The 20,209-nt window shown below is 40.7% G+C and carries 22 protein-coding genes and 1 pseudogene; 17 read left to right on the plus strand and 6 right to left on the minus strand.

Annotation, left to right across the window (positions count from 1 at the left end; genetic code table 11):
* Positions 1-151 precede the first annotated feature (151 nt).
* The gene (locus LRA01S_RS08490; RefSeq protein ID WP_061775204.1) at positions 152-1,612 is read left to right on the plus strand and encodes an STM3941 family protein; all 1,461 of its coding nucleotides are present in this window, start codon (positions 152-154) and stop codon (positions 1,610-1,612) included.
* Between the two features lie 141 nt (positions 1,613-1,753).
* On the opposite strand, the gene LRA01S_RS08495 is transcribed toward LRA01S_RS08490, so the two are convergent.
* A complete protein-coding gene (locus LRA01S_RS08495) occupies positions 1,754-2,044 on the minus strand; it encodes a GNAT family N-acetyltransferase (protein ID WP_061775222.1) in 291 nt (96 codons plus the stop codon).
* 39 nt (positions 2,045-2,083) lie between these two features.
* Positions 2,084-2,341, minus strand: a pseudogene (locus LRA01S_RS08500) ((4Fe-4S)-binding protein); the annotation flags it as partial.
* A 179-nt stretch (positions 2,342-2,520) separates the two neighbouring features.
* On the opposite strand from LRA01S_RS08500, the gene LRA01S_RS10820 reads away from it, so the two are divergent.
* Entirely contained in the window at positions 2,521-2,640 is a 120-nt protein-coding gene (locus LRA01S_RS10820) for a DUF4044 domain-containing protein (protein WP_082785431.1), read from the plus strand.
* 28 nt (positions 2,641-2,668) lie between these two features.
* Here LRA01S_RS10820 and LRA01S_RS08505 read toward each other — a convergent pair whose 3' ends face one another.
* The 3 genes from LRA01S_RS08505 to yycF all read right to left on the minus strand — a co-directional run bounded on the left by LRA01S_RS08505 (position 2,669) and on the right by yycF (position 5,698).
* Positions 2,669-3,475 (minus strand): MBL fold metallo-hydrolase, encoded by an 807-nt coding sequence (locus LRA01S_RS08505; RefSeq protein WP_061775205.1) that lies wholly within the window; start codon positions 3,473-3,475, stop codon positions 2,669-2,671.
* 83 nt (positions 3,476-3,558) lie between these two features.
* Positions 3,559-5,001 carry an ATP-binding protein gene (locus LRA01S_RS08510; protein WP_061775206.1) on the minus strand — a complete coding sequence of 481 codons (1,443 nt, stop codon included), beginning with the start codon at positions 4,999-5,001 and terminating at the stop codon, positions 3,559-3,561.
* Positions 4,991-5,698 carry a response regulator YycF gene (yycF, locus tag LRA01S_RS08515; protein ID WP_061775207.1) on the minus strand — a complete coding sequence of 236 codons (708 nt, stop codon included), beginning with the start codon at positions 5,696-5,698 and terminating at the stop codon, positions 4,991-4,993. Before yycF ends, LRA01S_RS08510 begins: the two co-directional genes overlap by 11 nt.
* 239 nt (positions 5,699-5,937) lie before the next feature.
* On the opposite strand from yycF, the gene LRA01S_RS08520 reads away from it, so the two are divergent.
* The 12 genes from LRA01S_RS08520 to LRA01S_RS08575 all read left to right on the plus strand — a co-directional run bounded on the left by LRA01S_RS08520 (position 5,938) and on the right by LRA01S_RS08575 (position 15,059).
* Entirely contained in the window at positions 5,938-6,678 is a 741-nt protein-coding gene (locus LRA01S_RS08520) for an amino acid ABC transporter ATP-binding protein (RefSeq protein WP_061775208.1), read from the plus strand.
* 80 nt (positions 6,679-6,758) lie between these two features.
* Positions 6,759-7,565 (plus strand): transporter substrate-binding domain-containing protein, encoded by an 807-nt coding sequence (locus LRA01S_RS08525; protein WP_061775209.1) that lies wholly within the window; start codon positions 6,759-6,761, stop codon positions 7,563-7,565.
* Between the two features lie 70 nt (positions 7,566-7,635).
* Positions 7,636-8,319 (plus strand): amino acid ABC transporter permease, encoded by a 684-nt coding sequence (locus LRA01S_RS08530; RefSeq protein ID WP_061775210.1) that lies wholly within the window; start codon positions 7,636-7,638, stop codon positions 8,317-8,319.
* Positions 8,320-8,337: 18 nt separating this feature from the next.
* The gene (locus tag LRA01S_RS08535) at positions 8,338-9,006 is read left to right on the plus strand and encodes an amino acid ABC transporter permease (protein WP_061775211.1); all 669 of its coding nucleotides are present in this window, start codon (positions 8,338-8,340) and stop codon (positions 9,004-9,006) included.
* A gap of 32 nt (positions 9,007-9,038) precedes the next feature.
* Positions 9,039-9,770, plus strand: a complete 732-nt coding sequence (locus LRA01S_RS08540) for a CBS domain-containing protein (RefSeq protein WP_061775212.1) — start codon at positions 9,039-9,041, stop codon at positions 9,768-9,770.
* A gap of 13 nt (positions 9,771-9,783) precedes the next feature.
* The gene (tmk, locus tag LRA01S_RS08545; protein ID WP_061775213.1) at positions 9,784-10,431 is read left to right on the plus strand and encodes a dTMP kinase; all 648 of its coding nucleotides are present in this window, start codon (positions 9,784-9,786) and stop codon (positions 10,429-10,431) included.
* Positions 10,418-11,281 (plus strand): DNA polymerase III subunit delta', encoded by an 864-nt coding sequence (locus LRA01S_RS08550; RefSeq protein ID WP_061775214.1) that lies wholly within the window; start codon positions 10,418-10,420, stop codon positions 11,279-11,281. The genes tmk and LRA01S_RS08550 overlap by 14 nt, the downstream gene beginning before the upstream one ends.
* Before the next feature lie 42 nt (positions 11,282-11,323).
* Positions 11,324-12,094 carry a PSP1 domain-containing protein gene (gene ricT, locus LRA01S_RS08555; RefSeq protein ID WP_061775215.1) on the plus strand — a complete coding sequence of 257 codons (771 nt, stop codon included), beginning with the start codon at positions 11,324-11,326 and terminating at the stop codon, positions 12,092-12,094.
* Positions 12,094-12,432, plus strand: a complete 339-nt coding sequence (locus tag LRA01S_RS08560; RefSeq protein ID WP_061775216.1) for an initiation control protein YabA — start codon at positions 12,094-12,096, stop codon at positions 12,430-12,432. Before ricT ends, LRA01S_RS08560 begins: the two co-directional genes overlap by 1 nt.
* Positions 12,429-13,292, plus strand: a complete 864-nt coding sequence (gene rsmI / locus LRA01S_RS08565; protein WP_082785432.1) for a 16S rRNA (cytidine(1402)-2'-O)-methyltransferase — start codon at positions 12,429-12,431, stop codon at positions 13,290-13,292. Before LRA01S_RS08560 ends, rsmI begins: the two co-directional genes overlap by 4 nt.
* Positions 13,293-13,415: 123 nt before the next feature.
* Complete coding sequence (locus LRA01S_RS08570) at positions 13,416-14,252, plus strand: transporter substrate-binding domain-containing protein (protein ID WP_061775224.1); 837 nt, start codon at positions 13,416-13,418, stop codon at positions 14,250-14,252.
* A 195-nt stretch (positions 14,253-14,447) separates the two neighbouring features.
* Positions 14,448-15,059 (plus strand): superoxide dismutase, encoded by a 612-nt coding sequence (locus tag LRA01S_RS08575; protein WP_061775217.1) that lies wholly within the window; start codon positions 14,448-14,450, stop codon positions 15,057-15,059.
* 133 nt (positions 15,060-15,192) lie between these two features.
* Here LRA01S_RS08575 and cysK read toward each other — a convergent pair whose 3' ends face one another.
* A complete protein-coding gene (gene cysK / locus LRA01S_RS08580; RefSeq protein WP_061775218.1) occupies positions 15,193-16,119 on the minus strand; it encodes a cysteine synthase A in 927 nt (308 codons plus the stop codon).
* Between the two features lie 103 nt (positions 16,120-16,222).
* Between cysK and LRA01S_RS08585 the strand changes: the two genes are divergently transcribed.
* The 3 genes from LRA01S_RS08585 to LRA01S_RS08595 all read left to right on the plus strand — a co-directional run bounded on the left by LRA01S_RS08585 (position 16,223) and on the right by LRA01S_RS08595 (position 20,162).
* Complete coding sequence (locus LRA01S_RS08585) at positions 16,223-17,221, plus strand: 4-hydroxy-3-methylbut-2-enyl diphosphate reductase (RefSeq protein ID WP_061775219.1); 999 nt, start codon at positions 16,223-16,225, stop codon at positions 17,219-17,221.
* Between the two features lie 717 nt (positions 17,222-17,938).
* Complete coding sequence (locus tag LRA01S_RS08590) at positions 17,939-19,366, plus strand: NADP-dependent glyceraldehyde-3-phosphate dehydrogenase (RefSeq protein ID WP_303620939.1); 1,428 nt, start codon at positions 17,939-17,941, stop codon at positions 19,364-19,366.
* A gap of 199 nt (positions 19,367-19,565) precedes the next feature.
* Positions 19,566-20,162: an ATP-dependent Clp protease proteolytic subunit gene (locus LRA01S_RS08595; RefSeq protein ID WP_061775221.1), complete on the plus strand. Its 597-nt coding sequence runs from the start codon at positions 19,566-19,568 to the stop codon at positions 20,160-20,162.
* The last annotated feature ends 47 nt before the right edge of the window (positions 20,163-20,209 follow it).

The following is a 20,209-nucleotide window of genomic DNA, read 5'->3' on the forward strand; positions in this document are numbered from 1 at the left end:
GGATTATACATCAAATTAATGAAAACATAAGGTGCATATCGGTTTAAGGATTGAAATAGTTATATAGTATTTAATAATTTTTACATATTCTCCGTGTATTTCTATGATATAATTAAAATAAAATATTTTAAAATAAAAGAAGGGAAAGAAAATGAAAAAATTTAAAGCTAGACGAATTCCAAAGATAATCTGGGGGATTTCAATACTATTCAGTGCGTGTTTGGGTTACATTTTTTATCTTGCACTAAGCGCCTTGATCTGGAGTCCTGAGCCCAAAGTTGTCAATGATTTACTGGGAATGTTGCTGACATCGGTATTATTGTTGGGTATGTGGTTTGCCATTATTAAAAGAGGTTGTAACGAAAAGATTGAGTCTAAAGTTAAAAAAGTTGATTTGCTTATCTTGCCTTTAGAAGTTGAAAACAAAGTTGCTGGATTGATGTTTGTCGGGATAGTATTTTTGCTCATGGGTGTAGGTGTTTTGTTGATCACTATTTCAAATGATACAGTCGATTTTGTTATTGTTATTGTGGCTTTTTTATTGATTCTTTCGGGTGGCTTTCTTATTTTACAAAGGCTGATGGCAGCGGGTAAAGTGATTTTGAGTGTTGATGAGGTAGGGATAACTTATCGTCCGACAACACTGTTGAAGCAACAGACGATTGGGCCAATCCCTTGGTCGGAGATAACAGAAATAGGTATTAAAACAATCTCTACAGGTCGGGGTAGTCAAAGCTATTTTCAGGTTCAAGCGCTTGATCCAGAGCGATATACGCTGAATAAAAAGAGAGGTATCTTATTCGAGAAGGTGAGACAATTTGGGTTACGTCTAACTCATGATGAAAAGACGGCTATATTAGCCCCCTTATCGTTGTTAAAAATAAAAGCGGATGCTTTGGTATTGGTTTGTCAGCATGAACAAGCCAAACATCAAATGAATGATCACGAGATCTTACAAGAAGTTGAGGAGCCAGTAAGAGAGGAAGAACAGCTACAACCTTCTCCTATAGAGGCATCGTCTGAGATATCAGAAGCGCGTCAAAGTAAACAGAAACTAGCCTATATTTTGACTGCTATGATTTTTCTGGCGATCGCTATATTTGGTGGTTTCAGTTATCTGAACACGCAAAATAAGTACGCTGGTTTAAAAAACAAAACACAGTATATCATCACCACAGATGAAAAGGAAAATTCAGAAATCATACTCAGCTTTAAAATTTTTGCTGATGCGCGCAGTCAATACCCAGTCGTGCTTTTTGCGACAGAGTTAGATGACAATATCTCAATTGACCGAGAAAGTATTGCAGATCTAATCAAGCTACAGGATGGGGTTATCAAAGAGGATAAAATCTATCATTTGCAATCTGAGGGGGATAATGTCGCCAGTTATTCAAAATTTAAAGTTCAAAAAGGGAGCATTACCTTAGATTTGGATAATAACATGGCACGCTTGATATTGGGCGATGCTGACTATCTGAAATTGAGCGAGCTAGAATCAAATGCAAAAGCGGGATATATTAAGGCAAAACTCCAATACGAAGATGGGGAGACACCCGAAAATGTTCGGATTTATACAGTAGCCAATCTAAAGAAAAATTATGACTTGGAATAAATAGTAATTAGTTTTTTCTGTAAATGAAACGTGGCTAGGAGATTCTTACATAAAAAATCGTGTTGGAAATTTTCCAAACACGATTTTTTTATAGAGCTAACAAGTTTTATTTTACTTGAGTGATGACTAATGTAGTACCCCTCAAACATCCTGACGTAAAACATCCGCATATTCAGGTTTTATCTTAAATTCTTTTTGAGCAAAAGGACAGATTGGGAAGATTTTTTTGTCTTCACGACGAGCCTTTTCGACAACCTTGGCAACGAGTTGTTCAGCTAAACCATTGCCACGATATTCAGGATTAACACCAGTGTGGACAATAATCAGTGTCGATTCAGCCTCCATAAAAGCAATTTCACCAGCTTGTTGTTTCGTATCTGAATTGATCAAAATAATTTGATCGCCTTGGTCTTCAAATGTAAAGGTTGGCATGGTCGTTTCTTCTTTCGCTAAATTGTCTTGTCCGTGGTAGAGCCATTTGAGAGCGCCGCTTGGACAAGAATTGACGACTTGTATACATTGTTCAGCAGATTCAGCATTACCTGTGATAATCCAAGGTCTCCGTCCAACTTCAAAAACGTTTGAGTCACCACGAACACAATTCCCAACGTGGGCACAAATATCTTTATTATAAAAAACATCCAGGTCGTCAGAGTAATATTTGCGATAACCAAGTCCTAACAAGTCCTCTTCTGTGACTGTCTTGCCATTGATTTTATTACCTTCCATAGTCGCCTCTTTTTCTAGTATTCTTTTCAAATAAAGTTTGGTTGCAAAGTCGGCACTAAAATGGTCATGTCCTGACGTCTATACTTTTTAATTTTAGCGGAGACTTCCATAAGATTATTATATCATTTATCGGTTATTAAGTGCTTGAAAAACATTGGATTTTGCGGTAAAATCTGTATATGGCTTATAAAAAACAACAAAAAACAACTTTTCAAAAAGTTGTCATGCTCATTGTCTGGTTGATGCTGATTTTAACTGTGTTCGCAGCAGTTGCAGCAGCAGTTTCAGTCTTTATCTGATCTCATCTTTGGATGAGTTTTTTTGCGCTCAAATATGGTACAAGGGGCTCGCTTCAACGTGACTTGTGTCTAAAACTAGAACCTCATTTTTAGCATCAATGTCATGTTGCATGAGTGTGTTTTCCATGGTCAAATGCGCCAGCTCCTTGAGATTGTTTTCTTGACTGCGGTGACCAAGAAAGATTTTCTTAGTTTGTGATCCGATAACGGAAATCGCTGTACTAGCGCCATCTTCATTAGACAAATGGCCGTGGTCAGAAAGGATCCGTTGTTTTAACCGCCAAGGATAGTTACCCATCCTCAGAATTTCAACATCGTGATTCGATTCCATCAGGTAAGCATCTGCGTTTTCGATGGTTCCGCGCATCCGATCGCTAACATAGCCAGTGTCTGTCAACATGACAAAACTCTTGCCATCTTTCATGAACTTATAGAACTGAGGTGCAGCAGCATCATGACTGACACCGAAACTTTCTATATCCATATCGCCAAAGGTCAGCATTTTCCCCATCTCAAAGACGTGTTTTTGATTGGTATCGATCTTGCCACAGGATTCCCCAATAGCTTGCCAAGTTTGTTCGTTGGCATAGAGATCTATTTTATACTTACGAGCAAGTACACCTAATCCTGCCACGTGATCTTTATGTTCATGTGTCACGAGAAGGCTGTCCACATCACTCAGACTACGGCCGATTTCATTCATGAGACCTTCGATTTTTTTACCAGAAAGTCCTGCATCAACTAAAATCTTACGTTCAGGTGTCTCAATATAAGTCACATTACCAGTAGAACCACTGGCTAATATACTGTATTTAAATCCATTTTCTTCTGTCAATTTCGTTTCCTTGCTAAAAGTAGACTACCATGATCCGAGAGTTCCTTGGCATCATGGTAGTTTTTTGTTTTTTGTCTACCAGACTAGTCTGAAAGGCCGATCCAGTCATCGACTTCAGGATCATTTTCAGCTTCGAGTGGTGCATAAGGGAGGACAACGGTAAATGTCGTACCTGTTTCTCCGTCAGACTTAGCCCAGACGAAGCCATCGTGCATTTTCACAATGTCACGAACGATAGCAAGCCCAAGTCCAGTCCCCCCCTGTTCACGACTGCGCGCCTTATCAACACGATAGAAACGATCGAAAATTTTAGGCAAGTCTTTTTTGGGAATACCGAGTCCTTCATCAGTGATGCGCAAAACAACTTGTGTATTTGTCTGTTCCAAGCTGACAGTAATTTTGCCACCAGCAGGGCTATACTTGATGGCATTATTCATCAGATTGTCAATGACTTGTCCCATTTTATCGGTATCAATTTCCATCCAAATTGGTTGTAGCGGGATTTGACGGACAATCTTAAATTGCTTTTCATTCTCGTCACTATTGCCGACAATTTGGTCAAAACGGTTGAGTTGATAGTGGAGAAAAGCAACGAAGTTAATAACCTCTTTTTCGAGGGCAATGGTATCAGAATCCATACGAGATAAGGTCACCAAATCTCGAATCATTCGAATCATCCGATCTGTTTCTTTCAGCGAGACTTTAATGAAGCCTGGTGCAATGTCAGGATCGTTGATTGCTCCCTCGTCAAGTGCCTCTAGATAGGATTTGACGGAGGTTAGGGGAGTCCGCAATTCATGTGAAACGTTGGAAACAAACAAACGTCTTTCACGTTCATTTTTTTCTTGTTCTGTGACGTCGTGTAAAACAGCAACGACCCCAGAAATAAACCCTGATTCTCGGCGGAAAAGAGCAAATTTAATACGTAGGGTCGTAAATTCGCCCATGGCGTTTTCGGAATCAAGGATGATTTCAGGCTCAGATTCTAGTAGATCTCGGAAAGAATAGTCAGCGGCAATATCCAAGGCATCAATAATTTTTCGAGAGAGGAGGTTTTTTTCTGAGACGTTGAGATACTCTAAGGCAGCTGTGTTGGCCAGGACGATTTTACCACGACGATCTGTCGCAATGACGCCGTCTGTCATGTAGGTTAAGATGCCGTTGAGTCGCGTGCTAGAGGATTCTAGTCTTTCTTGCGCGTGCTCTGTCTTTTCACCGAGATTGACCACCTTGTCATAGAGTTGGTTGATTTCTGTATGGCCTGGAATTTGCTTTCGGACTGTGTATTTTTGCTCAGTGAAATCGTCGATTTGATCTGAAATTTGATTCAGACCGACGGAAATTCGTCGTGCAAACCAGATCAGCAAAATGAGCGAGCTGACATAAAAGATACAAAAGCGTGTTAAAGAGGCTTGATGATTCAGGAAGCCATCCGCATTCAAAGCAAATAAAGTTGAAAAAAGCAGTAAATGTGAGATTACCGCTTTAAATAGGATGGTGCTTGTAAAAGGGAGTTTATTTTTCATTCGGATTACTCAAATAATAACCGACACCACGACGTGTCGCAACATACTCAGGGCGACTCGGCGTATCTTCAACTTTTTCGCGCAACCGACGAATGGTCACGTCAACCGTCCGAACATCACCGAAATAATCATAGCCCCAAACTGTTTCGAGCAGGTGTTCACGCGTCATTACCTCACCGACATGTTGGGCCAGATAGTGTAAGAGCTCAAACTCACGATGCGTCAAATCAATATGCTTATCATTTTTATAAGCCGCATACTTCTCAGGTGCAATGGTGATGTCACCAATCCGGATTTCTTTTTTATCAGAACCAGGTGAAACAGTCTCTGCTGTCAGGTTAGAGCGACGTAAATTAGCTTTGACGCGGGCTAATAGTTCACGGTTTGAAAAAGGCTTGGTCACATAGTCGTCTGCCCCTAACTCCAGACCGATAACTTTATCAAATTCACTGTCTTTGGCAGAAACCATGATAATCGGTACCTCTGAAGATTTTCGAATTTCGCGTGCTACTTCAAGACCGTCTTTTTGCGGTAACATGAGGTCAAGCAAAATGAGATCGGGTTGTTCAGTAGCAAAAATCTCAAGCGCCTCTTCACCATCAAACGCAGTTAACACTTCGTAGCCTTCCTTAGTGAGATTGAATTTGACAATATCAGAAATCGGCTTTTCGTCATCAACAACAAGAATTTTTTTCATATGTAATTTCTCCATCAATACCTTTATTATACTGTTTTTTGCCTGTTTCAGCAATCAAAAGTGTCTAGTAGTCCGTGGTAAGTCTGAAAATTTTCAGAAAGAATTGTTTGACAATTCAGAAATTAAATGGTAAAATAGGCACATGTTGCAACTTGTGACATGTTATAAAACGTGAGATATTAGTAAAAAACACATTTTATAACGGAAACGGATAAAAATAGATAGATGAGGAGTCTCAAATGCCGCTTATAGCGTTTAAAAATGTCCAGAAATATTACGGCGATTATCATGCTCTGAAAGATATCAATTTGGAGATCGAGGAAGGACAAGTTGTCGTATTATTAGGCCCTTCTGGTTCTGGTAAGTCTACCTTGATTCGAACGATTAATGCTTTAGAAGGCATTGAATCTGGAGAACTCATCGTTAATAATCACCATGTTGATCATGCGACTAAAAAAGATTTGGTTGAACTTCGAAAAGAAGTCGGTATGGTTTTCCAACATTTTAATCTTTATCCCCATAAAACTGTGCTAGAAAATGTAACATTGGCACCGACGAAAGTTCTTAAGCGTGAATTGCGTGAAGCAACGGTCACTGCTGAAAAATATTTGAAGTTTGTGAATATGTGGGATAAAAAAGATGCCTTCCCAGGTCAACTGTCAGGTGGACAAAAACAACGGGTTGCGATTGCACGTGGACTAGCCATGAATCCAAAGTTATTATTATTTGATGAGCCAACTTCAGCGCTTGATCCAGAAACGATTGGTGATGTCTTATCGGTTATGCAAGGTCTTGCAAAAGACGGCATGAACATGGTTGTCGTCACTCACGAAATGGGATTTGCCCGTTCAGTTGCTGACCGGATTATTTTCATGGATGCTGGGGAAGTTATAGAAGATACGACAGATGTTGCAGGGTTCTTTGACAATCCACAAGAGCCACGTGCTAAACAATTCCTGAGCAAGATTATCAACCATTAAGTGAGTATCACATGATACTCAAATCTGATGAACGGCGCAAGTCGTATCAAAAGGAATATGAACTAAAAAGGGAGTATAGAATGAAAAAATCTATTAAACTGTTGGCAACACTCGCAACCGTTTTTGCTGTTGTTACATTGGCAGCCTGTGGGGCATCAAAAGAAGATAGCTCTAAATCTGCAACGGATAACATCAAAGCCAAGGGCAAGATTGTGATTGGTGTCAAACAAGACGTGCCAAATTTTGGTTATAAAGATCCTAAGACCAATAAATTTACAGGTGTTGAAATTGACTTGGCTAACAAAATTGCCAAAGACCTTGGCGTAAAAGCCGAATTTGTGCCAATCACTGCACAAACTCGTGGACCATTGCTTGATAATAAACAAGTCGATGCTGTTATTGGTACGTTTACAATTACACCTGAACGTCAAAAAACATATAACTTTACGACGCCCTACTTTACAGATGAAGTTGGATTCTTGGTGAACAAAGCATCCGACTTTAAATCAGTTGATGACTTAGATGGTAAGACGATTGGTGTCGCTCAATCTGCTTCTACCAAAAATGCACTTGAAGCACTAGGTAAAGAAAAAGGATTTTCTTTTAAATATTCTGAGTTGGCTGATTACCCAACCTTGAAAACTGCTTTAACATCAGGTCGTATCGATGCTTTCTCAGTTGATAAATCAATTTTGTCAGGCTATGTTGATGCAAAAACTGAGATTATGGGCGAAGGCTTTGCCAGTCAAGAATACGGGATTGCAACTAAAAAATCAAATACTGAATTGGCAGATTATCTTGACAAACAAGTTAAGACACTGAAATCAAACGGTGAACTTAAAAAGATGACAGATAAATATAATTTGAAAGATGCTACCGCTAAATAAGTTATTGGTATCACAGGTTAGAACAATAAAAAAGCATGGTTAATGCTTTTTTATTAAAGAAAGGTGTTATATGAGTCCTTTTGCTTTAGAACGTTGGCAGGCATTCTTTGCTGATTTCGGACAATTTGCTAAGGGATTTCTCTATACATTAGAGATTTCCATTGGTGCTTTGCTACTCGCCATGCTATTAGGTGTGGTGTTTGGCTCGCTCTCTGCCACAAGAAATAGGGTTTTACGAGGGATTAGCCGTGTTTATGTTGAGGTGTATCAAAATACGCCCTTATTGATTCAGTTTGTTGTGGTCTATTATGGATTTCCGCTTCTAAATAAAGAGTTGGTCATTTCTGCATTTTGGACAGCGATTATTTGTGTCGGTTTATATCATGGTGCCTATATTGCTGAGGTTATTCGCTCTGGTATCGAAGGTGTTCCCAAAGGTCAGACCGAGGCTGCAGAATCACAAGGTTTTACATATGGTGATACCATGCGCCTGATTATTTTGCCTCAAGCTATCCGCATGATTTATCCACCACTGACAAACCAAGTAGTCAATTTGATTAAAAATACGTCAACTGTAGCGATTATTTCGGGTGCAGATTTGATGTTTACGGCCAAATCATGGTCATCAATGAATGTTAACTATATTCCAGCCTTTGTTGGAGTTGGTGTACTTTATTTTGTTCTATGTTTCCCGCTTGCAACTCTGGCGCGTCGCATGGAAGAAAAAAATAAAAATGCCTACAGTGTTGGCTAGAAAGAGAGGGAATGACGCATGAGTTTAGCACAAGAAGCAGCGCAAGTTTTCACGACGACCAATATTCGATTTCTCTTTCAAGGATTAGGGTTGACGCTTTTTATTGCCTTTATTTCGATCTTTCTTTCAACGATTTTTGGAACTTTGTTAGCAGTTATGCGTAATGGCAAAAATCCATTTTTGAAGTTGATTGCGAGTGTCTATATTGAAGTGGTCAGAAATGTGCCCAATCTTTTATGGATCTTTGTGGTCTTCTTGATTTTTCAAGTTAAGTCAGTACCAGCAGGAATTATTTCTTTTACAGTCTTTACGACAGCTGCACTTGCGGAGATTATCCGTGGTGGGCTGAATGGTGTGCCAGAAGGTCAAACTGAGGCTGGTAAATCGCAAGGTTTCTCAGACGCTCAGATTCTGACGTACATCGTCTTGCCTCAAGCCATCCGTAAAATGTTACCTGCCATTATTTCGCAGTTTGTAACGGTCATTAAAGACACATCTTTTTTATACTCAGTTATTGCATTACAAGAACTATTTGGTAATTCACAAATTTTGATGGGACAATATTTTCAAGCTGGACAAGTTTTTATGCTATATGGCTTTGTTGCCTTGATTTATTTCGTCATCAACTTTGCGATTTCACAATTTTCACGCAAGCTCCAAAAATCATGGGCGAATTCACTTGAATAATGTTAAAATGGAACCGAGAGGTTCTTTTTTATATGACTGAAAATCAAATGTATCCGCAGCTCGATCCAACACCCAACACTTTAAATGAACAATTTATTACGGTTTACAAAAAAATAGAGGCTTTTGCTAATAGAAAATTCAATAAAACAGGCAAGTATATGCCGATGTCACAACTGACAGATGCTATTATGGCTGATATAGCAGGTGCGCGCGAGTACTCAACAGACTTTGAGTTGTTTAATAATTTACGCAATATGATGCAACATAAGATGTCAGATAAGTATTTCGTGATTCAACCAGAAGTCGTGGCACAAATTCAACACGTCTATGAAGTGCTGACCAAACCCTTGACCGTAGGTCAGTTATTTGTATCAAAAGTTATCTTTGTGCCTGAATTTGCTGATTTTGAGACGGTGATTAATCTGATTAAGCGACATCACCACACTCAGTTTCCGGTCATCCGCAACGGCAAATTTGTCATGCGTAAAATCATCACGGCCAATGCTTTAGTTCACGCTTTAACAGAATCTGAGAAACCGTCAGTATCACGCATATTGGTTCACTCGCAAGCGATAGTGAGGTTTATTCCAGCTTCTGCCTCGATTTTTGAGGCGGAAAAAATACTGCTTGACGAGATGAAACTTGGTCAGAAGTCTGTCGTTTTACTCATTACCAAAGTGACCGACTATAAAAAAGTGCGTCCAGTCGATGTGATTGGTCTGATCAATATCGCGGATTTGCCCCAAATATTAGCAAAAAAATGATATAATTTAAACTATGACTAAAGGAATTTTGATCACGTTGGAAGGGCCTGAGGGCGCTGGTAAAACAACGATATTACAACAGATTTTACCGATATTAACACAAGTAGGTGTTGCGATCTTAACAACACGCGAACCAGGTGGGATTCGGATTGCGGAGAGTATCCGTGAGATTATTTTGGCGCCTGAAAATACAGCAATTGATGGTAAGACAGAGTTGCTTTTGTTTGCTGCAGCACGCAGACAACATCTCAATGAAAAAGTACGCCCTGCCTTAGCTGAAGGGAAAATCGTTATCATTGATCGCTTCATTGATTCTTCGGTTGCCTATCAAGGCTATGCGCGTGGGATTGATGTCGCCGATGTTGAAATGATAAATAACTTTGCGACGGATGGTCTCTTACCAGATTTGACACTTTATTTTGATGTTGACACAGAGATTGGCTTGTCACGAGTTATGTCAGGCAATCGCGAAGTTAACCGCTTGGATTTAGAAGCAAAAGAGATGCACCAAAAAGTTCGTGCAGGTTATCAAGCCATCGCGAAAGCCAATCCTGAGCGAATTGTGACGATTGATGCGTCTCAAACGATTGACCAAGTCGTGTCAACGACTTTATCTACTTTACAATCAAGGTTCCCGGAGATTTTTGATGGTCATTTCTGATTTACAACCTGAACTTTTTAACCGATTTTCTCAAGTGTTGAAGCATGACAAATTACATCATGCTTTCTTATTTTCAGGTGGCTTTGGTGCTATGGAGATGGCGATCTGGTTAGCCCAGTCTCGCTTTTGCTTGGACCGAAAAGACGGCTTGCCTTGTGGTCAGTGTCGGGAATGTCGTCTCGTTGCGGCTAATGACTTTACGGACTTACACATTGTTGGTCCTGATGGTCAGACGATAAAAACACAGCAGATTCGAGACTTGTTACTCACTTTTTCACAGTCTGGTTTTGAGACAAATCGGCAAGTGGTGATTATAGATGGTGCTGAAAAGCTTCATATCAATGCTGCCAATGCCTTACTCAAGTCTATCGAGGAACCTGAGTCTGAGATTTATATCTTCCTCTTGACAGCATCTGAGAATATGGTCTTAGAAACTATTAAATCTCGTGCACAAGTCATTACCTTTCCAAGTCAGTCTCAGATGATTCAAAATTATTTAGAGCAACAAGGGACACTCAAGACGGATGCTAGTATTATTTCAGAAGTTGTGACTTCCTTGACTGAGGCTGAGGATTTGGCAGGGGATAAGGCGTTTTTGGAGAGTGTCAAACAATTAGATAAATTTACCCAAACACTGGCTAACAGCGCTGATGAGGCTTTGCTACAAATTATGCAGTTAGCACCCTTGTTCAAAGATAAAAAAATGCAGGGCTTAGCCTTCAATATCCTCGCTATCTTTTTTGTCAAAAGACGTCAAGCCAATTGGGCGCAAAATGTGTTTACAGCTCAAAAATATTGGCGTGCTAATGTGAATTTCCAAGCCAGTCTAGAAAAAATTATTTTAGGTTAGCGCAATAGTTAGTAATGCATTAAGGCATTAAGAAAGAAAATTATGAATTACGAAATCAAATTTACCCACGGTGAGGACAATCTCTTTGTTTCAAGTAATAGCCATTATGCGATTGCTGATATTGTGGTGATTAAAACTGAAAAATATAAGATGATGGGACGGGTTGTGCGCGAGGTCTCAACAGACCTAGCAAGTGAGGGATATATTGTTTCTCAAGCCAATGTTCTAGATTTTGAAGCGGCAGACAAGGTTGCTCAGGAATCTGATGCAGCTAAAGTACTGGTCAAACGTTTGGTACAAGACCACAAACTCGACATGAAAGTGATTGAAGTTAAATATACACTTGATTACAAACGTTTATATATTAGCTTTACAGCAGAACACCGCGTGGATTTTAGAACGCTCTTAAAGGATTTGGCGAGTCATTTTAAGACACGGATTGAATTGCGTCAAATCGGTTCACGAGATGTTGCCAAAACCTTTGGCGGGATTGGACCTTGTGGGCGTCCACTTTGTTGTTCAGAATTTATGGGAGAATTCCCAAATGTTAGCATTAAGATGGCTAAAAATCAGGCTTTATCTCTTAATCAAAGCAAGTTAAATGGTCTATGTGGCCGTTTAATGTGTTGCTTGAGTTATGAGGATGACTTTTATCGTCAGGCGCGTAAAAATTTTCCAGATTTTGGAGATACAATCAAAACGACTGACGGTCAAGCTCGAGTGATTGGTTTAAATATCTTGTCCAATACGGTCAAGGTGCGACTGGATAATCACATTCAGGATTATGATATTTCAGAAATTGAGGTGGTTTGATGATAGATAAAATGTCTTTCTTTGAGCACTTATCAGAGCTTGAAGAAGGTTTGGTGGCAACACTCACGCAAGTCAGTGATATTAAAACTAACTATCAGAAATTATTAACAGAGAATACAAGCCTGCGCTTGGAAAATGCGCGCTTGCGCGACCGCTTGGCTGAATTTTCAGAGCCACATAGCCTAGAAAATAAGAACGAAAAATCAGCTAAAAAAGTGCCCATGTCAAATTTGCAAGAAATCTATGAAGATGGGTTTCATGTTTGTCGGGATTTCTATGGTCAGCGTTTGGATCCAGGTGAGACTTGCTTGTATTGCGCGGAGATTTTATACAGATGATGAATTTTCAGCAAAGCTTTAAAGGCGCGAAGTCAACAGGGACTTTATATTTAGTACCAACACCAATCGGTAATCTGGATGACATGACTTTTCGGGCGGTCAAAACGTTACAAACGGTAGATTTGATTGCTTCGGAAGATACGAGAAACACACAAAAATTACTCAATCACTTTGAGATTGAGACGCCACAAGAGAGTTTTCATGAGCATAATAGTGGACTGAAACTTTCGAAAATGTTGCAATTTTTAGCATCGGGTAAATCTCTTGCTCAGGTTTCTGATGCGGGGTTGCCATCGATTTCTGATCCGGGTCATGACTTGGTCTTGGCCTGTATATCAGAAGGGATCGATGTTGTGGCCTTACCGGGTGCTAGTGCTGGCATTACGGCCTTGATTGCTTCAGGTATTGCGCCACAACCGCATATTTTTTATGGTTTTTTACCACGTAAGAAGTCAGAACAAGTCGCTTTTTTAACTGAAAAAATGGCTTATCCAGAAAGTCAGATTTTTTACGAGTCACCGCATCGCGTGGCTGCGACCTTGACCAATATGTTAGCTGTTTACGGTGATCGTGAAGTCGCTTTTGTTCGAGAGTTGACGAAACTCTTTGAAGAATATAGACGTGGACGGATCTCTGAGGTTTTGGAATCACTTGAAACGCACCCGATTAAGGGAGAGTGTTTGATTATTGTCAGCGGGTCTGATGAGGTCGCACAAGATGAAGCGGCAGATTTGACGGATTTAGAGGCTGTTGCGGCCTTGATTCAGGCGGGTGAAAAACCTAATGCTGCCATCAAAAAAGTCGCTAAAATACGAGGTTTAGTGCGTCAGGAACTCTATCAAAGTTATCATGAGTTATAAAGAGAAATGATCATCAAATTGGTCATTTCTTTTTTAAAACTCGACATACAGTTTTTAAAAGTGGTCACTCACGCTTTTTATGTTAAAATTAGATTTAACAATTTGAAAAGGGGATTTTCGATCATGACATTTAAAAAAGTTGCAGCACTTGCTGCTGTAGGACTCCTAAGCGTGGCGTTTTTAGCGGCATGTGGCAAGTCAGATAAAGGGGCAACTGATACAGCTAAAAAAGTGACAACGATCACTGTCGCACAAACGGCTGACTCTAAGCCTTATGCTTATAAAGAGGGAGATACGCTGACTGGCTATGATATCGAAGTGTTGAAAGCGATTGATAAAAAATTGCCGGACTACAAATTTGACTATAAAATCGTTTCTGATGAAGCCATCTTAACGGATTTAGATGCCGGCCGTAGCCAAATCGGTGCTAATAATTTTGGCAAGACACCAGAACGTGAGAAAAAATATGCCTTCACTTATCCGATTTCTGAAAATGTTAATGCCATTTTTTCAAGTACGTCAAACAACTACACGTCAATCAAAGATTTGATTGGTAAGAAAACAGAGATTCCTGCGGGAACGAACTATGGGGCGATTTTTGAAGCTTGGAATAAAAAATACCCAGACAAAAAAATCGAAGTGACTTATTCAGAGCGGTCACTAGCTGATCGTTTAGCAGCAGTTGAGTCGGGTCAGATTGATTTCTTGTTTGCGTCAAAATCAGCGGCTGAAAACTTGGCCAAGACACACGGTGTCACAGTTGCTAGCAACATTCCTGATTTGAAGGATTATCCAACATTTAAAACCTATGAATACTTTATCTTAGAAGATACACAAACTAAACTTAAAGATGAGATGGATAAGGCACTTAAAGTCTTGTCTGAAGATGGAACACTAAAAAAACTATCTGAGAAATTTTACGGTGGAGACTATACGCCATCAGCTGATGCATTGAAATAAGTAGTCTAGTTAAAAATCAAAACTTATCATCTGATGTGATAAGTTTTTGGGTCACTGAGAGGTATCATCAGAGCAAGTATCACCTGTTTTTAAAATAAAAATAGTAATCAAAAAATTAGCAATCTACCATGTTTTGAGGTAGAATAAGTGTATAACATAATTCATCAATTAGAGATCAAAGAAAGAGGTACCAACATGGCACACACACTTCCAGAACTACCTTACGCATATGATGCACTCGAACCATTTTTCGATGAAGCAACGATGAAATTGCACCATGACAAACATCACGCAACTTACGTTGCAAACTTGAACGCAGCGATTGATAAACATCCAGAATTGGCTGACAAATCAGCGCTTGAACTCGTTAAAGATTTGGCTTCAGTTCCTGATGATATTCGTACTGCTGTTCAAAACAACGGTGGTGGTCATGTCAACCATAGCTTCTTCTGGGAAATCTTGGCACCAAATGCTGGTGGTGCGCCAACTGGTGCAATCGGCGAAGCAATCGTTGCTAAATTTGGGGACTTTGATGCTTTCAAAGAAACATTCAAAACAGCAGCAACTGGTCGTTTTGGTAGCGGCTGGGCATGGTTGGTAGTAGATGCTTCTGGTGAGCTTAAAGTGACATCAACAGCAAACCAAGACAATCCAATTACAGATGGTGAAACACCAGTACTTGGTTTGGATGTTTGGGAACATGCTTACTACCTCAAATACCACAATGTTCGCCCTGACTACATCGCAGCATTCTTTGAACTTGTCAACTGGGATAAAGTTAACGAACTTTACGCAGCAGCGAAATAAATCAATCAAAGCAGTCTAAAAGAATATCACAGTCGATATTCTTTTTTTGATGCTTGCTTGCGGTCAGTTTTAAATTGAGTAGACAAACAAAAAACCGTCAGATGAGACGGTTTCAATAGGTTTGATTGACAAATTACTCCCCAAAATCATAAAGGAAAGTTGAGAGATAACGTTCCCCATTATCAGGCGCAACGGCAAGAACTTTTTTACCTTTACCGAGTTTTTTGGCGACTTGTTTAGCTGCGTAAACTGCTGCACCACCAGAAATACCGAGAAGGAAGCCTTCTTGGCCGCCAATGACACGACCAGTTGCAATAGCATCATCAGAGGTTACACGGATAATTTCATCGTAAGATTTGGTATCAAGCGTACCTGGGATGAAGCCTGGTGAAATCCCTTGAATTTTATGCGGTCCTGGTTTCTCGCCAGAGAATACCGCTGATTCATCGGCTTCCACGACATAAATGCCGATATTAGGATTCGCTTTTTTGAGGACATGTGACACACCAGAAACCGTACCGCCAGTACCAGCACCTGCAACAAAGGCATCTAAACCATTTTCGCCAAAGGCTGCGATAATTTCAGGACCTGTTGTTTCTTCGTGGATGCGTGGATTAGCTGGATTTTCAAACTGTAAGGGTAGAAAGTAGCCATTGTCTTCAGCCAACTCTTTGGCTTTGGCGATGGCAGCGCCCATGCCACCAGCAGCAGGAGTCAAGACGAGCTCAGCACCGTAAGCTTGGATGAGGCGACGACGTTCGATTGAGAAGGTTTCAGGGAGAACGATGATGACTTTGTAGCCAAGCGCAGCACCAACGAAGGCAAGTCCAATCCCAGTGTTGCCTGAAGTCGGCTCAACGATAGTGCCGCCAGGTTTAAGTGAGCCATCAGCTTCAGCGGCACGAATCATGTTCAAGGCGATACGGTCTTTAACAGAACCACCAGGGTTAAAGGCTTCAAGCTTGACATAGACGTCAGCTGAGTCTTCGTCAACCTGACGTAATTTGACGATAGGTGTCGCGCCAATCAAATCTGTAATATTGTCGTAAATTTTTGACATGTCAGTGTCCTCCAAATTGTTAGTAAATAGTTTATAATACTATTATACAGCTTAAAAAAATTTTCGGCTTATCAAAAAACGAAATCGGGTATTAAAAAAATTTATGAAGATAAAACATATCACGCCTATGGGTTATTGCTACGGCGTTATTGACGCCATGGTCATCGCCAAAAACGTGGCTAAGAGTCCGGATCTCCCACGCCCCATCTATATTCTGGGGATGATCGTTCACAACCATCATGTCACAGAGAGTTTCGAAAAGATCGGCGTGCAAACGATAGACGGCGAAAATCGTCTGGCCATTTTAGAAAATATAGACCATGGTACAGTAATTTTTACAGCGCATGGTATTTCTGACGCCGTGAGACAGCGAGCCGCTGAAAAAGGTTTAACGGTAGTGGATGCGAGCTGTCCTGACGTTCTGATCACGCATGAAATCGTCAAAAAACGCTTGGCAGATGGTTATGAAATCATTTATATCGGCAAGAAAGGCCATCCAGAACCAGAAGGCGTGTTAGGGATTGACCCTGAACGTATTCATCTCTTGTCTAACTTACAAGATTTAGAGGCGCTTGAGTTAACGGGCAAAGTTTTCATGACCAATCAGACGACCATGAGTATGTGGGATGTGTCAGATATCATGGCAGCGGTGCATGATAAGTTTCCACAGGTCGTGGAGCATAGTGATATTTGTCAAGCCACCTCTGAACGTCAGGAGGCCGTTGCTGAGCAAGCAGTAGGCTGTGCATTGACAATCGTCGTCGGTGATCCCCGCTCTAACAACACCAACCGTCTAGCAGAAGTTTCTCGCAATCAAGCGGGAGTGCCAGCTCATCGGGTGGCGGATGTTTCTGAAATCAAGCCAGAATGGTTGACCGAATTACCAGAAGATGCAACAGTAGCCGTGACAGCAGGTGCCTCGACACCAACTGCGATTGTTCGTGAAGTCATGGACTATCTGAAACAGTTTGATGGTCAAACAGCGCAAAGTAAAGTCACCTATGAGGACATCATCCCACGTGGCGCTGTTCGTGATCTGACCAAGAAACGGGAGAATCGGTTGGCAAAACTTCGTGAACAGGCCTTTGAGGGGGAAGTCTAATCGTAGTTTAACTCTGTAAATTATTGACTGAACGTTCTTGTTGTGACTGGTGAAATAGGGTAAACTAAGGTAGAAGTTGATAATTTTTTTCCGAAAAAGAAGATTGAATCAGCCAATTGAATTAATCGATCGGAGTAATCTAGTCGTTTTTCTGGTTGTTGCATAAGATAACGTTTTTAAGATGATATTAGTTTTTGGTTGACAACAATAAGAGATTTGGTATAATTAATTCATATACGACTTAAGAAATTAAACAAAAAGAGCTATGTATGGCATTACATAGCTCTTTTTTTGCACTTCTTTTAAGCGTGTGTGGACATCCCGTCTAGGCTAATCGTCCCTTTGCATCATTTTATGAATAATGCTAAAGATGATGTCCGATAGGACATTTTCTATTATATGACTTAAGAAAATAAACATGTTAAACACCTCCTTCCTAGACTAAGAGGTGTCAAAGATAGCATAACATGATTGAGGAAACATTATAGGGAAACTAGAACGAACGTATGAACATCTGCCCCTAACGTTAGAGAGAGCATCATTTAAAAAACTGTTGGGAAAGAAGTTGAAAAATTAAAAGTTTATTATTTTCTGAAAATTCTGTTGACAAATCCTGTGAATTATTTTACAATAGCTTTTAATACTAAAAACCATCTGTTACTAAAAGAACGTTGGTATTGAATCAAGGTTTTACAAGGGGGAAAAATAATGTCCGAAATGACAACCTATCCATATTATGTCGGTGGCAAATTTGTCACATCCACTTCAGGTCATCTGATTGAGATTATCTGTCCTTACGATCAAAGCATCATCGGTCGTGTCCAAGCCATTTCAAAAGAAGAAGCTGATGCAGCCATTGCTGCCACAAAAGCAGCGCAAAAAGGATGGGCTGATACTGATTTGTTCAAGCGAGCAGATCTATTAAATAAATGGGCTGACCAGTTGGAAACTGATGTTGATGCCATCGCGCAAATCATCATGCAAGAAGTGGGTAAAACTTGGAATGATGCGGTGAAAGAAGTAACGAGAACGGCTGAGTTCATCCGCTATACCGTGCAAGAATTCATCCATACCAACGACACCGCCATGTCAGGTGCCAACTACCCAGGCGGCTCTAAAAATAAATTCGCCATCATCAAGCGTATCCCACTCGGTACGGTGCTTGCGATTTCTCCTTTCAACTATCCGGTTAATTTATCCGTTGCAAAACTTGCTCCCGCATTGATCGCCGGCAATGCCGTGGTTTTCAAACCTGCAACACAGGGTGCGATTTCTGCCGTGAAGCTCATCGAATCCTTCGACAAAGTCGGCTTTCCAGCGGATATTTTGCAGTTGATCACAGGCAAGGGCTCAGACATCGGCGACTATGTCAGCGAGCACGAAGGGATTGACATGATTTCCTTCACAGGTGGCGCGACGACTGGTCGCCATCTGTCGAGCTTTTCGACTATGAAACCGATGGTGCTTGAGCTGGGCGGAAAAGATCCGGCGATCGTCTGTGAGGACGCAGACATTGACAAGACCGTCGCTGAAATCATGAGTGGCGCTTTTAGCTACTCAGGTCAGCGCTGTACAGCCATTAAGCGCGTTTTAGTTCATGCGACTGTGGCGGATGCACTCGTTGGAAAATTGAAAACGGAAGTAGAAAAGCTCACAGTCGGCATGCCGATAGATAATCCTGTGATCGTTCCACTGATCAACGAAGGGGCGGCAGACTACGTCCAAGGCCTCATAACAGACACAATCACCGCAGGTGGTGAGCTACTTGTCGGAAATAAACGTGAAGGTAACTTAATTTATCCGACGCTCTTTGATCACGTCACGATGGATATGCGTTTGGCTTGGGAAGAACCATTTGGGCCAGTTTTGCCGATTATTCGTGTGACATCAGATGATGAGGCTATTGAGATTGCTAACGCTTCTGAGTACGGTTTGCAAGCTTCCGTCTTTTCACAAAACTTTTCGCGTGCTGTTGCCATTGCTGAAAAAATTGAAGCAGGTTCTGTCCAAATCAATGGGCGTACAGAACGCGGTCCAGACCATTTTCCATTCCTTGGTGTGAAAAATTCAGGCATGGGTGTGCACGGTATTTCTCGGACGATAGAGTCTATGACGCGTGAGAAATTATTGATTATTAATGTTTAAGCCTATTTTGGAATAGAAAACGCTGAACTCAGCGTTTTTTTGTAGGGCGTAGCGGACTTTTTCCCAGAAAAAAGCAGTGACTTTTGCTATAATAAAGAAGGCAAAGCGAAGGTTAAGTCTTGTGGTCTAAATCTTTGACCATTTTTGACCAATGCGCTATAATAGTATTTATAAAAAAGAAATTAAAGGAGTTAATCACATGGCACTCATTCCTACAGTCATTGAACAATCAAGCCGCGGTGAACGCGCGTATGATATTTATTCACGTCTTTTGAAAGACAGAATCATTATGTTGACAGGAGAAGTTGAAGACAACATGGCTAATGCAGTCATTGCGCAGCTTTTATTCCTTGATGCGCAAGATTCAACGAAAGATATTTATCTCTATATCAATTCACCAGGTGGCTCAGTCTCTGCTGGTCTTGCGATTGTCGATACCATGAACTTCATCAAATCTGATGTTCAAACCATTGTCATGGGCGTTGCGGCGTCTATGGGCACGATTATCGCGTCTTCAGGGGCCAAAGGTAAACGTTTCATGTTGCCAAATGCTGAATATTTGATTCACCAACCAATGGGCGGTACAGGTGGCGGTACGCAACAAACAGATATGCAAATCGTCGCAGATCACTTGTCAAGAACGCGTAAAACATTGGAAAAAATCTTGGCAGATAACTCTGGTCAAACGGTCAATAAAGTCCATAAAGATGCGGAACGTGATCGCTGGATGTCAGCAGAAGAAACTTTAGAATATGGCTTCATTGATGAAATCATGAACCGTAACGACTTAAAATAAAAAACATGAGAGAAGCCTGAGCCTAACAGCTTAGGTTTTTTGATGGT

Origin of the sequence: Pseudolactococcus raffinolactis NBRC 100932 (genome assembly GCF_001591765.1) — a bacterium.
Taxonomy (GTDB): Bacteria; Bacillota; Bacilli; order Lactobacillales; family Streptococcaceae; genus Pseudolactococcus; species Pseudolactococcus raffinolactis.

What these genes read in the sequence shown, in the direction of transcription:
- LRA01S_RS08495 (WP_061775222.1), bottom strand. Translation starts at nt 2,044, where the DNA reads ATGCCAACCTTTACATTTGAAGACCAAGGCGATCAAATTATTTTGATC.
- LRA01S_RS08535 (WP_061775211.1), top strand. Translation starts at nt 8,338, where the DNA reads ATGAGTTTAGCACAAGAAGCAGCGCAAGTTTTCACGACGACCAATATT.
- LRA01S_RS08560 (WP_061775216.1), top strand. Translation starts at nt 12,094, where the DNA reads ATGATAGATAAAATGTCTTTCTTTGAGCACTTATCAGAGCTTGAAGAA.
- yycF (WP_061775207.1), bottom strand. Translation starts at nt 5,698, where the DNA reads ATGAAAAAAATTCTTGTTGTTGATGACGAAAAGCCGATTTCTGATATT.
- LRA01S_RS08525 (WP_061775209.1), top strand. Translation starts at nt 6,759, where the DNA reads ATGAAAAAATCTATTAAACTGTTGGCAACACTCGCAACCGTTTTTGCT.
- LRA01S_RS08510 (WP_061775206.1), bottom strand. Translation starts at nt 5,001, where the DNA reads ATGAAAAATAAACTCCCTTTTACAAGCACCATCCTATTTAAAGCGGTA.
- rsmI (WP_082785432.1), top strand. Translation starts at nt 12,429, where the DNA reads ATGATGAATTTTCAGCAAAGCTTTAAAGGCGCGAAGTCAACAGGGACT.
- ricT (WP_061775215.1), top strand. Translation starts at nt 11,324, where the DNA reads ATGAATTACGAAATCAAATTTACCCACGGTGAGGACAATCTCTTTGTT.
- LRA01S_RS08490 (WP_061775204.1), top strand. Translation starts at nt 152, where the DNA reads ATGAAAAAATTTAAAGCTAGACGAATTCCAAAGATAATCTGGGGGATT.
- cysK (WP_061775218.1), bottom strand. Translation starts at nt 16,119, where the DNA reads ATGTCAAAAATTTACGACAATATTACAGATTTGATTGGCGCGACACCT.
- LRA01S_RS08590 (WP_303620939.1), top strand. Translation starts at nt 17,939, where the DNA reads ATGACAACCTATCCATATTATGTCGGTGGCAAATTTGTCACATCCACT.
- LRA01S_RS08570 (WP_061775224.1), top strand. Translation starts at nt 13,416, where the DNA reads ATGACATTTAAAAAAGTTGCAGCACTTGCTGCTGTAGGACTCCTAAGC.
- LRA01S_RS08585 (WP_061775219.1), top strand. Translation starts at nt 16,223, where the DNA reads ATGAAGATAAAACATATCACGCCTATGGGTTATTGCTACGGCGTTATT.
- LRA01S_RS08595 (WP_061775221.1), top strand. Translation starts at nt 19,566, where the DNA reads ATGGCACTCATTCCTACAGTCATTGAACAATCAAGCCGCGGTGAACGC.
- LRA01S_RS08520 (WP_061775208.1), top strand. Translation starts at nt 5,938, where the DNA reads ATGCCGCTTATAGCGTTTAAAAATGTCCAGAAATATTACGGCGATTAT.
- LRA01S_RS08540 (WP_061775212.1), top strand. Translation starts at nt 9,039, where the DNA reads ATGACTGAAAATCAAATGTATCCGCAGCTCGATCCAACACCCAACACT.
- LRA01S_RS08575 (WP_061775217.1), top strand. Translation starts at nt 14,448, where the DNA reads ATGGCACACACACTTCCAGAACTACCTTACGCATATGATGCACTCGAA.
- LRA01S_RS08550 (WP_061775214.1), top strand. Translation starts at nt 10,418, where the DNA reads ATGGTCATTTCTGATTTACAACCTGAACTTTTTAACCGATTTTCTCAA.
- LRA01S_RS08530 (WP_061775210.1), top strand. Translation starts at nt 7,636, where the DNA reads ATGAGTCCTTTTGCTTTAGAACGTTGGCAGGCATTCTTTGCTGATTTC.
- tmk (WP_061775213.1), top strand. Translation starts at nt 9,784, where the DNA reads ATGACTAAAGGAATTTTGATCACGTTGGAAGGGCCTGAGGGCGCTGGT.
- LRA01S_RS10820 (WP_082785431.1), top strand. Translation starts at nt 2,521, where the DNA reads ATGGCTTATAAAAAACAACAAAAAACAACTTTTCAAAAAGTTGTCATG.